The organism is Actinoallomurus acaciae (assembly GCF_042429965.1).
GTDB lineage: Bacteria > Actinomycetota > Actinomycetes > Streptosporangiales > Streptosporangiaceae > Actinoallomurus > Actinoallomurus acaciae.
The window spans coordinates 1-14671 of sequence record NZ_JBHLZP010000188.1; the positions used below are offsets into that span (position 1 = coordinate 1).

Annotated in this window: 14 protein-coding genes; 8 read left to right on the forward strand and 6 right to left on the reverse strand. The window is 72.0% G+C overall.

All coding sequences use genetic code 11. The features are described from left to right. The coding region (locus ACFFNX_RS23990; protein ID WP_378206380.1) for a PP2C family protein-serine/threonine phosphatase at nucleotides 1–1218 on the forward strand (1218 nt) is incomplete at its 5' end. Between the two features lie 17 nt (nucleotides 1219–1235). Here ACFFNX_RS23990 and ACFFNX_RS23995 read toward each other — a convergent pair. Further along, on the reverse strand, nucleotides 1236–1706 hold the full coding sequence (locus ACFFNX_RS23995) for a MarR family winged helix-turn-helix transcriptional regulator (RefSeq protein ID WP_378206383.1): 471 nt from the start codon (nucleotides 1704–1706) through the stop codon (nucleotides 1236–1238). 108 nt (nucleotides 1707–1814) lie between these two features. On the opposite strand from ACFFNX_RS23995, the gene ACFFNX_RS24000 reads away from it, so the two are divergent. After that, entirely contained in the window at nucleotides 1815–2975 is a 1161-nt protein-coding gene (locus ACFFNX_RS24000) for a PP2C family protein-serine/threonine phosphatase (RefSeq protein ID WP_378206386.1), read from the forward strand. 31 nt (nucleotides 2976–3006) lie between these two features. On the opposite strand, the gene glpK (ACFFNX_RS24005) is transcribed toward ACFFNX_RS24000, so the two are convergent. Both glpK (ACFFNX_RS24005) and ACFFNX_RS24010 read right to left on the reverse strand, forming a co-directional pair. Further along, complete coding sequence (glpK, locus tag ACFFNX_RS24005) at nucleotides 3007–4515, reverse strand: glycerol kinase GlpK (RefSeq protein WP_378206389.1); 1509 nt, start codon at nucleotides 4513–4515, stop codon at nucleotides 3007–3009. Between the two features lie 22 nt (nucleotides 4516–4537). Beyond that, complete coding sequence (locus ACFFNX_RS24010) at nucleotides 4538–5302, reverse strand: IclR family transcriptional regulator (protein WP_378206392.1); 765 nt, start codon at nucleotides 5300–5302, stop codon at nucleotides 4538–4540. Nucleotides 5303–5600: 298 nt separating this feature from the next. Here ACFFNX_RS24010 and ACFFNX_RS24015 point away from each other — a divergent pair, with 298 nt between their 5' ends. The 3 genes from ACFFNX_RS24015 (at nucleotide 5601) to ACFFNX_RS24025 (ending at nucleotide 9781) form a co-directional block, all read left to right on the forward strand. Continuing rightward, nucleotides 5601–6425, forward strand: coding sequence for an MIP/aquaporin family protein (locus ACFFNX_RS24015; RefSeq protein ID WP_378206395.1), 825 nt, complete (start codon nucleotides 5601–5603; stop codon nucleotides 6423–6425). A 29-nt stretch (nucleotides 6426–6454) separates the two neighbouring features. Further along, entirely contained in the window at nucleotides 6455–7972 is a 1518-nt protein-coding gene (glpK, locus tag ACFFNX_RS24020) for a glycerol kinase GlpK (protein ID WP_378206398.1), read from the forward strand. A gap of 102 nt (nucleotides 7973–8074) precedes the next feature. After that, nucleotides 8075–9781: a glycerol-3-phosphate dehydrogenase/oxidase gene (locus ACFFNX_RS24025; protein WP_378206401.1), complete on the forward strand. Its 1707-nt coding sequence runs from the start codon at nucleotides 8075–8077 to the stop codon at nucleotides 9779–9781. Nucleotides 9782–9977: 196 nt separating this feature from the next. On the opposite strand, the gene ACFFNX_RS24030 is transcribed toward ACFFNX_RS24025, so the two are convergent. Beyond that, the gene (locus ACFFNX_RS24030; protein ID WP_378206404.1) at nucleotides 9978–10187 is read right to left on the reverse strand and encodes a hypothetical protein; all 210 of its coding nucleotides are present in this window, start codon (nucleotides 10185–10187) and stop codon (nucleotides 9978–9980) included. Between the two features lie 450 nt (nucleotides 10188–10637). Between ACFFNX_RS24030 and ACFFNX_RS24035 the strand changes: the two genes are divergently transcribed. Then, the gene (locus tag ACFFNX_RS24035; RefSeq protein ID WP_378206407.1) at nucleotides 10638–11519 is read left to right on the forward strand and encodes a universal stress protein; all 882 of its coding nucleotides are present in this window, start codon (nucleotides 10638–10640) and stop codon (nucleotides 11517–11519) included. Between the two features lie 124 nt (nucleotides 11520–11643). After that, nucleotides 11644–12615, forward strand: a complete 972-nt coding sequence (locus ACFFNX_RS24040; RefSeq protein ID WP_378206410.1) for an Acg family FMN-binding oxidoreductase — start codon at nucleotides 11644–11646, stop codon at nucleotides 12613–12615. On the opposite strand, the gene ACFFNX_RS24045 is transcribed toward ACFFNX_RS24040, so the two are convergent. Together ACFFNX_RS24045 and ACFFNX_RS24050 are read right to left on the reverse strand one after the other, a co-directional pair. Then, a complete protein-coding gene (locus tag ACFFNX_RS24045; protein WP_378206414.1) occupies nucleotides 12616–13272 on the reverse strand; it encodes a response regulator in 657 nt (218 codons plus the stop codon). 138 nt (nucleotides 13273–13410) lie between these two features. Then, nucleotides 13411–13998, reverse strand: coding sequence for an Rv1733c family protein (locus ACFFNX_RS24050; RefSeq protein WP_378206417.1), 588 nt, complete (start codon nucleotides 13996–13998; stop codon nucleotides 13411–13413). 255 nt (nucleotides 13999–14253) lie between these two features. Here ACFFNX_RS24050 and ACFFNX_RS24055 point away from each other — a divergent pair. Then, on the forward strand, nucleotides 14254–14671 hold a 418-nt coding region (locus ACFFNX_RS24055; protein WP_378206420.1), incomplete at its 3' end, for a universal stress protein.

Genomic DNA, 14671 nt, shown 5'->3' on the forward strand with positions numbered 1-14671 from the left:
TCGCGCGCCCGGCTGGCCTTCCTCGCCCACGCCGGCGCGGTCCTGTCCGAGTCGCTCGACCACGAGCAGATCCTCGGCCGGCTGCGCGGCATCGTCGTCCCGCGCCACGCGTCCGCGATGACCGTGTGGCTGGTCCGCGAGCCCGGGCTGCTCGAGCCCCTTCCGCCCGCGCCCGGGTCCGGCCGTCCTCCGCCGCTGGTGGAGAAGGCCTTCGCCAGCGGCCGGACGCAGCACGCCACCCGCGCGCCGGGCGATGAGCCGGCGGTCACGGAGGTCGACACCACCTTCGACCGGGAGCAGCTCCTCGCCATCCCGCTGATCTCGCGCGGCGCCACGCTCGGAGTGCTGGCCGCCGAGCCGCCCGCGGACTCCTTCGGCGCCGAGGACGTCGTGGTGTTCGGTGAGCTGACCCGGCTCGCCGCCGCCGCCACCGACAACGCCCTGCGCTACGAACGCGAGCGTGACGTCGCCGAGATCCTCCAGCGCGCCATGCTCACCGACCTGCCGGCGGCCGGGAGGCTCCGGTTCACCGCCCGCTACCTGCCCGCGGAGGCGGGTCTCAACGTCGGCGGCGACTGGTACGACGCGTTCGAGCGCCCGGACGGCGACATCATGGCCGCGGTCGGCGACGTCACGGGCCACGGCCTGCAGGCCGCCGCCCTCATGGGGCAGTTGCGCACCACGCTGCGGGCGTACGCCGTCGACGCCGACGGGCCGGGCGAGGTGCTCACCCGCATGCACCGCATGCTGTCGCACCTGCAGCCGGACGACCTGGCCACCGCGGTGCTCGCCCAGGTGTCGCCCGACGGCCTGCTGCGCTGGTCCAACGCCGGGCACCCGCCGCCCCTGGTCCGCGCGCCCGACGGCGCGGTCGCCGTGCTGGAGGGCCACGACTTCCTGCTCGGCATGCCGCTGGAGGGCGCCGGCCTGCAGGAGTTCGGCATCCGGCCCGCGCCCGGCTCGATCGTGCTGTTCTACACCGACGGCCTCATCGAACGGCGCGGCGTCCCCCTCGGCGAGGGCATCGACCGGCTCGCGCGCGCGTTCGGCCGGGCGGACGGCGACCTGGACGCCGTCGCCGACAGAGTCCTGTCGGAGATGCTGCGTGACAGCGCGCGCGAGGACGACACCTGCCTGCTGATGTTCCGGATCGGGTCGCGGCCGGAGATCGTCCGCCGCGAGAGGGATGACGAGGGCGTGGTGACCGACGATCCTTGAGGGATGGTGCCCGAGCCTCAGGCGGGCATCGAGAAGGACCGCTCCGAGCCGGGCCGTCGCGTGTCGGCCGCGCTCTGGAACTCGGTGAGGCCGGTGAGCAGCGCCTGGCGGGCGTTCGCGGGCATCTGCGCGAGGACCTTGGTGATCTGTTCCTGCCGCTCGCGGCGTACGCGTTCGAGCAGCGCCTCGCCGTCGGGGCTCAGCCGGATCGCGATCTCTCGCCGGGACTGCTGGCCGGACTCACGTACAATCAGCCCAGCGGCCTCGAGGCGGTCACACAGCCTGCTGGCCGACGACAGGAGCGCGCCGAGCTCGTTCGCCAGGCGACTGAGGTTGATGGCTCCGCTCTGCTCCACGACGAACAGAACACGCAGCTGGGTCACCGGCACCCCGGGTGTGCTCTGCGGACCGGTCCAGATTCGGACCAGCGCCTCGGCTGCAAGATCGATCGCAGCAGCGCATTCCGACAGCTGCGATGAATCACCCACATCCGCCACCATACCCCGCCTGTCACCCATCGCGCGTGTGCAGTCACTCCTCATGCGCCGCACGAGCCACCCGCCGCGTGCGTGCGGCCGACCGACCGAGACGAGATCATGCCCGAAGAAAAGCTGAGCACCATCGAACGCGCCGTCTGGGAGGCGCAGCCACACGCCTTGGCGGGGGCCGTGGCGACCGCGATCGAACAGGCCTACGGAGCGGTCTCCGTGGACCTGCTCCTCGCGGACTACCGGCTCGACTTCCTCGTCCCCGTGGTCTCCGGGCGGCCGGCGTTCCGCATGGACGGCACGCCCGCCGGCCGCGCGTTCGCCGCGCAGGAACCGGTGACGGCCAAGGCCGGGGACGGCGACGTCTGGGAGCTTCACCTGCCGCTCGCGGTGCTCGGCGACCGCAGCGGCGTCCTCACGGTCGTCCTGGAGGACGAGCCGGACTCCGCGACGCGCGAGGAGCTGTACGTGGTCGCCGGCGTCGTGGCCCGCGCGCTGAAGATCGCCGATGTGGGCACCGACGTCTTCCGGCGTGCCCGGCGGCGCAGCCGGCTCACCCTCGCCGCGGAGATCCAGTGGGAGCTGCTGCCCGGACGCTCGTGCGTGACCGACGAGTACCACCTCGCCGGCCAGCTCGAGCCCGCCTACGCGATCTGGGGGGACAACTTCGACTGGTCGACCTCGGCCGAGCACCTGATCGTGTCGGTGACCAACGGCATGGGACGGGGCGCGGAGGCGGCGCTGCTGACCCAGCTGGCCGTCGGCGCCCTCCGCAACGCCCGCCGGTCCGGGGCCGACCTCGTCGACCAGGCGACGCTCGCCAACGAGACGATCTACAACCAGCATCACGGGCAGCGTCACGTCTCCACGCTCCTGCTGCGGTTCGACGTGGCGACGGGCCGGGTGGGCGCCATCGACGCCGGGTCACCGAAGATCTTCCGCCTGCGGGACGGCGCGGTCGAATCGGTCGAGCTGGAGGCACAGCTTCCCCTCGGCATGTTCGACGACACGCGCTACACCGAGCAGGAGTTCTTCGTCGAGAGCGGCGACCGCCTCGTCATCTTCAGCGACGGCTTCCACACCGCCCGGTCGCCGCGCGGCGAGACGTACGGGACCGTGGCGCTGGCCGCCGCGCTGCGCCAGACCCAGCTGCAGAGCCCGTCGGAGACGGTGCGCACGCTCACGCGCGGCCTGCTCGACTATTACGGCGGGATCGAACTCGCCGATGACGCCGTCGTGCTCTGCCTCGACTGGGTGGGCCGGGCGTGACCACGGACGGGCGGCGCTGGTCCGTGGCTCGTCAGCTCTCCGGCTTGATCCAGTCGAAGGTGCGTTCCACGGCCCGGCGCCAGTTGTCGTACTCCACCTCGCGGCGTGCCGGGTCCATCGCCGGGAGCCACTGGGCCGCACGGTGCCAGTTGCGCCGCAGCCCCTCCAGGTCGGGCCAGTAGCCGACCGCGAGCCCGGCGGCGTACGCGGCGCCGAGCGAGACGGTCTCGGCGGCCATCGGCCGGATCACCGGCACGGCCAGGACGTCGGAGATGAACTGCATGAGCAGGTTGTCGGCGGTCATGCCGCCGTCCACCTTGAGCGCCTTGAGCGCCAGGCCGGAGTCGGCGTTCATCGCGTCGACCACCTCGCGGGTCTGCCAGCCGGTGGCCTCCAGCACCGCGCGGGCCAGGTGCCCCTTGGTGATGTAGGAGGTCAGGCCGACGATGATGCCGCGTGCCTCGCTGCGCCAGTACGGCGTGAACAGCCCGGAGAAGGCGGGCACGATGTAGCAGCCGCCGTTGTCGTCCACGGTGCGCGCCAGCGTCTCGATCTCCGGGGCACTCGAGATGATGCCGAGCCCGTCGCGGAACCACTGCACGAGCGCACCGGTGATCGCGATGGACCCTTCGAGCGCGTAGACGGCCGGCTCCGAGCCGATCTGGTACCCCACCGTCGTGAGCAGGCCGTGCGTCGAGCGGATCGGTTCGTTGCCGGTGTTGAGGAGAAGGAAGGCGCCGGTGCCGTACGTGCACTTGGCCTCGCCGGGGGCGAAGCAGGTCTGCCCGAACAGCGCTGCCTGCTGGTCGCCGAGCGCGGCCGCGATGCGCACGCCGGGCAGCACGCGCCGCGCCGGCCCGTACGTCTCGGTCGAGGGCCGGATCCGCGGCAGCATCGCCCGCGGCACGCCGAAGAAGGCCAGCAGCTCCTCGTCCCAGTCGAGGGTCGTGAGGTTCATCAGAAGCGTGCGACCGGCGTTGGTGACGTCGGTGACGTGCAGGCCGCCCTCGGGCCCGCCGGTGAGGTTCCAGATCAGCCAGCTCTCCATCGTCCCGAAGAGCACGTCGCCGCGTTCGGCGCGTTCACGCAGGCCGGGACGGTTGTCGAGCATCCAGCGGATGCGCGGGGCGGAGAAGTAGGTCGCCAGGGGCAGCCCGCAGCGCTCGCGGACGATGCCGGCCCGCGGGCGCGCGGCCAGCTCGTCGACGAGCCGGTCGGTGCGCGTGTCCTGCCACACGATCGCGTGGCCGATCGGCCGGCCGGTGTGCCGGTCCCACATCACCGTGGTCTCGCGCTGGTTGGCGATGCCGAGCGCGGCGACCTGGTCGGGGGTGGCCCCGGCCTGGGCGACCGCCTCCGGGGCGATCCGTTCGAGGTTGCGCCAGATCTCCATGGCGTCGTGCTCGACCCATCCGGGCCGGGGAAAGTGCTGTTTGTGCTCGCGCTGCGTCACCGAGACCAGGCGCCCGCCGTGGTCGAAAAGGATGCAGCGTGTGGACGTCGTGCCCTGGTCGACCGCCATCACATAGCGCTCTACCATCGCGTCCCCACCTCCACGGGTCTCACCAGCGTGAGGCCCCGAGATCTCGGGAGACCGCGCGCGCGGCGTCGCGTACGCCGGTCACCAGCGTCGGTTTCGGCCGTCCCCCGGGGCCACAGATCCGCTCGACCGCGCCGGTGATGCCCATGGCGCCGACGACCAGGCCGCCCTGCCCCCGGATGGGAGCGGCGACGCCCGCCTCCCCGACCGTCATCTCCTCCACTTCGGCCGCCCATCCCATGTCACGGACCTCGGCCAGCATGCGGGCGAGCTCGCGGGGAACGGTCGTCGTACGCCGGGTGAACGGTTCGAGCCCACCGTGCCGCGCGGCCGTGGCCCCCGCGTCGTAGGCCATCAGCACCTTGCCCAGCGCCGTCGCGTGGGCCGGCAGGAGCGCGCCGACGTCCAGGGTCTGCAGGGTGTCGTCGGGCCGGAAGACATGGTGGACGACGAGCACCTTGCCGTCGAGCGGCGTGCCGATGCGCACGGCCTCGCCACTGCGCGCCGCGAGCGCGTCCGCCCAGTTGATCGCGCGGGATCGCAGCTCGTTCACATCGAGGTAGCTCGTGCCCAGGTGCAGCAGCGCCGCGCCGAGCCGGTACTTGCCGGTCTCCTCGTCCTGCTCGACGAAGCCGACGCCCTGGAGTGTGCGCAGGATGCCGTGCGCGGTGCCGCGAGCCAGGCCGAGCGAGCCCGCGATCTCGCTCACCCCGAGCCGGCCGGATCCACGCGCGAGCAGGCGCAGGATCGCCGCCGCTCGCTCGATGGACTGAACCGGACCGGGCACGAGGCGGATGATACGTCATGTCGGCACATATTCGACAATGTCGACATTATCGGGCTCCGTAGTCGCCCGAACGCCCCCAGTAGTGATCCAGATCACCCCGAAACGCCTGCGGGAGATTGTCCGGAGCTGGCAACGCAGGGCGGCGTTCGACAATGTCGGCACATGTCTGTTGACCCTCTGCCTGCGCCGACCTACCGTCCGGTCAGCTGTGAGAGGCGCTGTTCCGCCCCGGGACACCGTCCTTCGCATGGCGGTGCCTCGTGATGTCCCCACCGGGCTTCATCATCAAGGAGGAGACGTGGCAGAGCGATTGAAGATCCCAGGGCTGGCCGGTGAACTGGCCGCGGAGTTCGCCGGGACGCTGATTCTGATCCTGTTCGGGGTGGGCGTCGTGGCACAGGTCGTGGGCGGCGCCCTCGGCGACCACGACAGCATCGCCTGGGCGTGGGGCCTCGGCGTCACCCTGGGCGTGTACGTGGCGGGCCGGATCAGCGGCGCTCATCTCAATCCGGCGGTGACCGTCGCGCTCGCCGTCTTCAAGGGCTTCTCCTGGCGCAAGGTCGCGCCGTACTCGCTGGCGCAGTTCCTCGGCGCGTTCGTGGCGGCCCTGATCGTCCGGTGGAACTACTCCGAGGTCCTCGGCAAGGTCGACCCGGGGCACACCATCAAGACTCAGGGCGTCTTCTCCACCCTGCCCGGCAACGGCGCGCTCCCGGTGCACACGTGGGGCGCCTTCCGCGACCAGGTGATCGGCACCGCGATCCTGCTTTTCCTGATCCTCGCCGTGACCGACCTGAAGAACTCCGCGCCCGCCGCCAACCTCGCCCCGCTCATCGTCGGCCTCATCGTCGTCGCGATCGGCATGGCGTGGGGGACCGACGCCGGGTACGCGATCAACCCGGCGCGTGACTTCGGCCCGCGCCTCGCCTCGTTCATCACCGGGTACGGCACCGCCTTCCGAGACCAGTACGGCGGGCTGTACTTCTGGGTGCCCATCGTCGGCCCGCTCATCGGCGGTGTCCTCGGTGCCGGGCTGTACCAGGCGCTGGTCGCCCGCTTCCTGCCCGCCGAGGCCGACGAGCCGGGTCGTGTCCCGAACGACTCCGAGCTCGAGAACGCCTGAGTTCCCCCACCAGAGAAAGGCGACCTTCCATGGCCGACTTCGTCGGAGCCGTTGACCAGGGCACCACGAGCACGCGCTTCATGATCTTCGATCACTCGGGCAACGAGGTGGGCAAGCACCAGCTCGAGCACGAGCAGATCCTGCCCCAGCCGGGCTGGGTGGAGCACAACCCGGTCGAGATCTGGGAGCGCACCCGCTCGGTGATCGAGACCGCGCTCCACCAGACCGACCTCACCGCCGCCGACCTGGCCGCGGTCGGCATCACGAACCAGCGCGAGACCGCCGTCGTGTGGAACCGCCGCACCGGGCGCCCCTACTACAACGCGATCGTCTGGCAGGACACCCGTACGGACCGCATCGCCTCCGCGCTCGACCGCGACGGCCGGGGCGACGTCATCCGCGCCAAGGCCGGACTCCCGCCGGCCACGTACTTCTCCGGCGGCAAGATCCAGTGGATCCTCGAGAACGTCGACGGCGTACGCGAGGCGGCCGAGGCCGGCGACGCGATCTTCGGCAACACCGACACGTGGCTGCTGTGGAATCTCACCGGCGGAGTGAACGGCGGCGTGCACGTCACCGACCCGACCAACGCCAGCCGCACGATGCTGATGAACCTGGAGACGCTTGACTGGGACGACGAGCTGCTGGCCTTCTTCGGCGTGCCGCGCTCGATGCTGCCGGAGATCAAGCCGTCGTCCAACCCGGACTTCTACGGCACGACCCTGACGAACGGCCCGCTCGGCGGCGAGGTGCCGCTGTCCGGCGACCTCGGCGACCAGCAGGCGGCGACGGTCGGGCAGGTCTGCTTCGGCGTCGGCGAGGCCAAGAACACCTACGGCACCGGCAACTTCCTGCTGCTCAACACCGGCAACGAGCTGGTCCGCTCCAAGAGCGGGCTGCTGACCACGGTCTGCTACCAGTTCGGCTCCGAGGCCCCGGTCTACGCCCTGGAGGGTTCGATCGCGGTGACCGGGTCCGCGGTGCAGTGGCTGCGCGACCAGCTCGGCATCATCTCCGGCGCGTCGCAGAGCGAGACCCTCGCCCGGCAGGTCGAGGACAACGGCGGCGTCTACTTCGTGCCCGCGTTCTCCGGCCTGTTCGCCCCGTACTGGCGGTCCGACGCCCGCGGCGCCATCGTCGGCCTGTCCCGCTTCAACACCAACGCGCACCTGGCACGGGCCACGCTCGAGTCGATCTGCTACCAGACCCGCGACGTCGTCGAGGCGATGCGGCAGGACTCCGGCGTCTCCCTCGACGTGCTGCGCGTCGACGGCGGTGTGACCGCGAACGAGCTGTGCATGGAGCTGCAGGCCGACATCCTCGGCGTGCCGGTGTCCAAGCCGGTGGTCGCCGAGACCACGGCGCTCGGCGCGGCGTACGCGGCCGGCCTGGCCACGGGCTTTTGGCGCAACACCGATGAGCTCAAGCAGAACTGGAACGAGGACAGGCGCTGGGAGCCGCGGTGGAGCGACGACCAGCGCACCGCGGGCTACGCCGGCTGGAAGAAGGCGGTCGAACGCACCCTCGACTGGGTCGACGTGGACTGACGTCACGGGGTTCCCGCCTGGGTGACCCCACCGGGCGGGGCGTCGTGCGGCGCCCCGCCCCGCATTCCCCTCCGAACTACCGAAGCTTCGAGGAGCCCGACGATGAAACCCGCATCCCTGGGACCGGCCGATCGCGCCCGTGCGGTGCGCGAGCTGGCGGACCAAGAGTTCGACGTGCTGGTCGTGGGCGGCGGCGTGGTGGGCGCGGGCGCAGCGCTCGACGCCGTGTCGCGCGGCCTGTCCGTGGCGCTGGTCGAGGCCGCGGACTGGGCGGCCGGCACCTCCAGCCGCTCCAGCAAGCTGATCCACGGTGGCCTGCGCTACCTGGAACAGCGCGACTTCCATCTCGTACGCGAGGCGCTTCGGGAGCGCGCCCTGCTGCTGACAAGGGTCGCGCCCCACCTCGTCCACCCCGTGCCGTTCCTGTATCCGCTGAAGCACCGGATGTGGGAGCGCTTCTACGTCAGCGCGGGCATCGGCCTGTACGACACGATGGGCGGCGCCGGGGCGGTGCCCCGCCACCGTCACCTGAGCCACCGCCACGCGCTGCGGGTGGCGCCGGCGCTGCGCGGTGACGCGTTCGTGGGCGCGATCCAGTACTTCGACGCCCAGGTCGACGACGCGCGCTTCACGATGACGCTCGCGCGGACCGCCGCCGGTTACGGCGCCACGGTCGTCAGCCGGGCGCGGGCGACCGGGTTCGTGCGCGAGGGCGAGCGCGTCACCGGCGCGCGCGTCCACGACCTGGAGAACGACCGGGAGATCACGGTACGCGCCCGGGAGGTGATCAACGCGACCGGCGTCTGGACCGACGAGACGCACCGGCTGGCGGGGGCGCGCGGCGACGTCGAGGTGCGCGCGTCCAAGGGCGTCCACCTCCTCGTGCCCCGCGACCGCATCCGCCTGGACACCGGCCTGATCATGCGGACCGAGAAGAGCGTGCTGTTCGTCATCCCGTGGGGACGTCACTGGATCATCGGTACGACCGACACCGCCTGGGAGCTGGCCAAGGACGAGCCGGCCGCCAGCGGCGCGGACGTCGACTACCTGCTCGACCACGTGAACTCGGTCCTGACGATCCCGCTGGGGCACGACGACATCCAGGCGGTGTACGCGGGGCTGCGCCCGCTGCTGTCCGGCGGTGCGGACGAGACGACGAAGCTGTCCCGCGAGCACACGGTCTCCCAGCCGGTGCCCGGCCTCACGGTCATCGCGGGCGGCAAGTTCACGACGTACCGGGTCATGGCCGAGGACGTGGTGGACGCCGTCGCCGGGCGGCTGCCGCTGAACGTGCCCGGCTCGGTGACCCATCGTCTGCCGCTCGCCGGGGCCGTGGGCTATGAGGTGCTGTGGAACGACCGCCGCCGGCTGGCCGCCCGCGCCGGTCTGCACGTCGCGCGCATCGAGCACCTGCTGAACCGGTACGGCTCGTGCGTCGATGAGGTCCTCGAACTGATCGAGGGCGACCCGTCTCTGGGCGAGTCGATCCCCGCCGCGAGCGACTACCTGAAGGCCGAGGCGGTGTACGCGGTGACGCATGAGGGTGCCCTGCACCTGGAGGACGTGCTGCGCCGCCGCCTGCGCGCGTCGATGGAGGAGTGGGACCAGGGCGCGGCGGCCGCCCCCGAGGTCGCCGGCCTCATCGCCCCGATCCTCGGCTGGGACGACGAGACGGCCAAGCGGGAGACCGAGAACTACCTGGCCCAGGTCCAGGCCGAACTCCAGGCCCGCCGCGAGCAGAGCGACGCCGCCGCCGCGGCGGCGCTGCACGAGGCACCGCGCCTGTTCCCCGACCGCGCCGCTTCGTAGAGCCCCGGCCCAGGCACGACATGGCCGTCCCGGGGCCGGTGATCCGGCCCCGGGACGGCGGACCGGAGCGTGAGGGCCGTGGTCCGAGGTGCGGCGGTCGTGGGTGAGAGGGTTTCCGGATGGGGGGTTCGGGGCCCCGCTCTGGGTGATACGAGGCCCCTGCCGGTGGATCACCGGGTGGGTGCTGGTCAGACTGTCAGCACCAGTCCCAGCAGTCCCAGTCGCAGTCGTCGCAGCAGTCCCAGCCGCAACCCCACCATGAGGCGAGGCTGGCGATGTGCTGGCCGGTGGCCGGGGCGCTTGCCGTGGCCGCGCCGGCGGGGGTCGCCGCACCCATCGTGAGTGCGGCCGCGCCCGCGAAGGCCGCACCGGAGATGGCTACCGCGAGTCGCTTCGAAATCGCCATGGAAACTACCTCCCTGGTTGGTACCGACGGCATGACGGGTCATTGTCACGCCAGGCAATTTGTGCCTTTTATGGCTTCATCGCCTATTTCAACATCACATGTCCGGTTCGTCCGGAGCAATACTGACTGTCGGTTATATGCCACAACTTGACCACCAGTGGAGTGGTCGAGCGGAGCCGCTTTAAGCGCGGAACCGCCCTGGTGGTGGCGGGTCGCCGGGCCCATCGGAGCGATCGGGAGCCGCCGGCTCTCATCCGGACGGATGGCGCGGGGGTTGGCCGCGCATGGTCCTTTCATGGTCGGCCGGTAAGGCGCCCGCGGACGGCGCTGGAGGACACGGTCCGTAGGGACCATCGGCGCGGGCGCGGGACCATACGGCCCTGAGTGCGACGGCGGATCCCCGCCTGAGATGGAGGTGTCAGGACGCCGAAGGGAGCCCGGGGGAGGGTCATGCATCCGATCATCGTGGGCGCCGACGGATCGCGGCACAGCCTGCGGGCGGTCGACTGGGCCGCCGGCGAGGCGGCCCTGCGGAGATCACCGCTGCGGATCGTGCACGCCGTCGCGCCCTGGCTGTACGACCGGAACGTCGACCCGCGTCTGGTCGCCGTGCGCGAGTGGCTCCTCGCCGGAGGCCAGGAGGTGGTCGGGGCGGCCGTCGAAGCGGCGCGCGCACGTGCGCCGGACCTCGACGTCGAGGGCGAGATGGTCCCCGCCGGAGCCTCCCGCGCCCTGGTCGAACGGGCGCGCGACGCCTCGCTCGTCGTGGTCGGCAGCCGCGGCGTGGGCTCGGTCGCCGGTCTGCTGCTCGGCTCGACCGCGCTGCAGGTGGTCACGCACACGCCGGTGCCGACCGTCGTCGTACGCCACGTCGAGCCCGTCGAGCGCAGGGAGATCGCCGTCGGCGTCGACGGCCCGCCGCTGACGGACCCGGCGCTGGCCTTCGCGTTCGAGGAGGCCGGGCTTCGCGGGACGCGCCTGCGGGCCGTCCACGTCTGGTCCGACCCCGGCGCGGTGGGCCTCGGCGGGATGACGCCGCTGGTCTACGACGCCGATGTGATCGTCGCCGAGCACACGCGCCGGCTGAACGACGCGCTCACGGTCTGGCGGGAGAAGTTCCCCGACGTCGAGGTGGTCACCGAGGTCGTCTACGGCCGCCCGGTGCGGATCCTGTCGGGGGTGTCCGCGCGCTGCGATCTTCTCGTGGTGGGCACGCGGGGCCGCGGCGGGTTCACCGGCCTCATCCTCGGCTCGGTCAGCCACGGTCTGCTGCACCACGCCCACTGCCCGCTGGCCGTCGTGCCGTCCGCCGGCGGAGAGTCCGCCCGGTGACCCGGAGTCTCCGCCCGGCGGCCGCCGGGCGTGCCGCAGGTCCCCGCTCACCGGGACCTTCGTCTCTGCACGGGTCCGGTGCCCGGATGGTGCGCTGAAGACCTACGAGCGGGCAGGAGCGTACATGAATGCCGTCAAGACGCCGCGCGCCGACGAGATCGCGCACCATCTCGCCGACGCCGCGGTGTGGGCGCCGTCGGTGTACGACACCCGGCCGTGGCGCCTGGACACACGCGGCTCGGCCGTCACCCTGCACGCCGACCCCGAACGCCGGCTGGAGGTGGCCGATCCGGAGGGCCGCGAGACGATGATCAGTTGCGGCGCGGCGCTCTACACCCTGCGCCTGGCCATGCGCGATCTCGGCCGGATACCCCGGGTGCGGATGCTGCCCGACCCGGACCGGCCCGATCTGATCGCCGAGGTCGACGTGGGCGGGGAGCGGCCCGCCACCGCCGAGGAGCGCCAGATGTACGCCCAGATCCGGCACCGGCACACGCACACCGGCGGGTTCCGGCCGGGCGGGCTGCCCATCGGCCTGCTCCAGGCCCTGCGCACCCACGCCTACTGCGAGCAGGTGTCGCTGCGCATCGTCGCCGATCCCCGGGCGCGGATCGCGCTCGCCGCCCTGACCGAGGCCGCCGAGCAGGTGCAGCGGCGGAACCCGGCGTACGTCGCGGAGGTGGCCCGCTGGGCCCCGCCGCCCGGCGGCGCGCCGGAGGAGACCTCCCCGCGTGAGTCGGCCCGCCTGGAGGTGGACTTCGCCGGCTGCGACTTCGCACGCGGCCAGGGATGGGGCGGGACCGCCGGCGAGAACCGGGACGCGACGGGCGTCGTGGCGGTCCTGCTGACCGACGGCGACACGCACGGCGACCGGCTGTGCGCCGGGCAGGCGCTCCAGCGGATCCTGCTCTGCGCCGCCGAGTACGACGTGTCGGCCGCCTTCCACGGCCAGGCACTGGAGCTGCCGGAGTTGCGGGAGTTCATCCGCACGCGGTTCTGCGACCACGCCTACCCGCAGATGATCCTGCGGCTGGGGATCGCCCACACGAACGTGGTGCGCCGGTCCGTCACCGAACTGACGCGGGGCGAGCTGTGATCATTCGTCCCGGGACCGGTCGCCGGTGGCCTTGAGCTGGGCGACGAACGCCGCGGCCTGCGTACGGCGGCGCATGTCGAGCTTGGTGAACAGGTTCGAGACGTAGTTCTTCACGGTCTTTTCGGCCAGGAAGAGCCGCTCGCCGATCTGACGGTTCGTCAGGCCCTCGCCGATGAGTTCGAGGATCTGGCGTTCCTGGTCGGACAGGGTGGACAGCGGATCCTTGCGGGTCTGGCGTTCGCGCAGGCGGTGCAGCATCTGCGCGGTGCTGTGCGGGTCGAGCAGCGACTGCCCGGAGGCGACCGTACGGACCGCCGAGATCAGGTCCGACCCGTGGATCTGCTTCAGCACGTACCCGGCGGCCCCGGCCATGACCGCGTCGAACAGGGCCTCCTCGTCGGAGAACGACGTCAGCATCAGGCAGGCCAGGCCCGGCAGCCGGGAGCGGATCTCGCGGCACACGCTCACCCCGTCGCCATCGGGCAGCCGTACGTCCAGGACGGCGACGTCGGGCCGTACGGCGGGGATCCGGGCGATGGCGTGCGCGGCGGTGGCGGCCTCCCCGACGATCTCGATGTCGGATTCGGACTCGAGCAGCGCGGCGACACCGCGGCGGACCACTTCGTGGTCGTCGAGCAGGAAAACCCGGATCGTCATGGCCTGGCCTCGCCATCCGTGCGGGCCGGCGGATGCCGGCCTGTGTCCTCACGTTAGGAGGCGTTCCTCGGATCACCGTGATACGAACGTCGGGGATCTGGAGGACCAAGGTCCCTGGCGCACCCGCCGGCGAGCAGGTCAGGGCAGGCCCGTCCAGCGGGGCGCCACGGCCGCCCACTCGCGTTCCCACAGCTCCAGGCGGCGGCGGTCCAGCCGATGCTCGACGAGCATGCGAGCGGCCGAGAACAGCAGCGCGAGCATCGTGAGAGCGGTCGTCGCCGCCATGACGCTGTCGGCGACCGTCTGGGAGTGCTTGCGCGGATGAGTGGTCAGCCCCCCGGTGTGGTCGATCCAGATCGCGCGATGAGCGCCGATCGCCTCGCCGCCCGCCGCCGGGACGACGGCCGTGTGGTAGGCGCCGGCCGTGTCGTGCCAGCCGATGCGCACCGTCTCGTCCAGCACCCCGCGCGACCCGGTCGGAGAGGTGTCGACGACCACGGCCTCCACCTTGTGCCGGGACTGCGCCTGCGCGCGCTCGGCCCGCAGGCCCGCGTCGCCGGCCAGCCGGGCGGTCACGACCACCGAGAGCGGCGCGAGGATCACGAAGAGAAGGCCGAGAACGATCATCGTCCGGACGTGCGCGCGGTCGACCGGACGGCGCAACGGGTTGCCATCGGGGCGTACGTAACGGATCACGCCCAGCAGCTTGATCGTGAAGGTTCGCATAGACACCTCCGTTACGGCCTTTATTCCGCAGACTAGGCGGTTCGACCCCTTCTCGGGAGGGGGCGCTGGTCCCCCATGAGCTCGGCCGAGGGTCCTGCGGGCCGCGGGCTTTGGCCCCTGACATGCCCCTACCGGGTGTGATGGTAACCGTGCGGCCGGTGAGCACGGGAGAGGGCCGGGCGGGCCGGTCGTGCGGGACCTTCGGCCTCTTCTGGCATGTCGCGGCCATCGCCACGCTTGAGGGGGAGGGGCGATATGGACCGGTTCGACGGGTCGTACGTGCTGGTCGGCTACGACGGGTCCGCGGCGAGTGAGCGCGCCCTGCGCTGGGCCGTCGACGAGGCGCGCCTGCGCCGCATGCCGCTGACCGTGTGCCACGCGTGGCACTGGCCGTACCCGGTCCCGCCGTCCGGCCCCGAGGCGGTGGACACGGTGCGCAAGATGGCCCAGCACACGCTGGACCGGGGCGTCCTCCTCGCCCGGGAGACGTCCCCGCGCACGCCGGTGCGCGGCCGGCTCGCCGCCGGGCCGGCGCCGGCGATGCTGGTCAACCAGTCCAAGCACGCCTCGCTCGCGGTGATCGGCAGCCAGGGGGCGGACGCCTTCCCCGGGCTGGAGGCGGGATCGTCCGCGGTCCACCTGCCCTCGTACGCCCACTGCCCCGTCGTGGTCG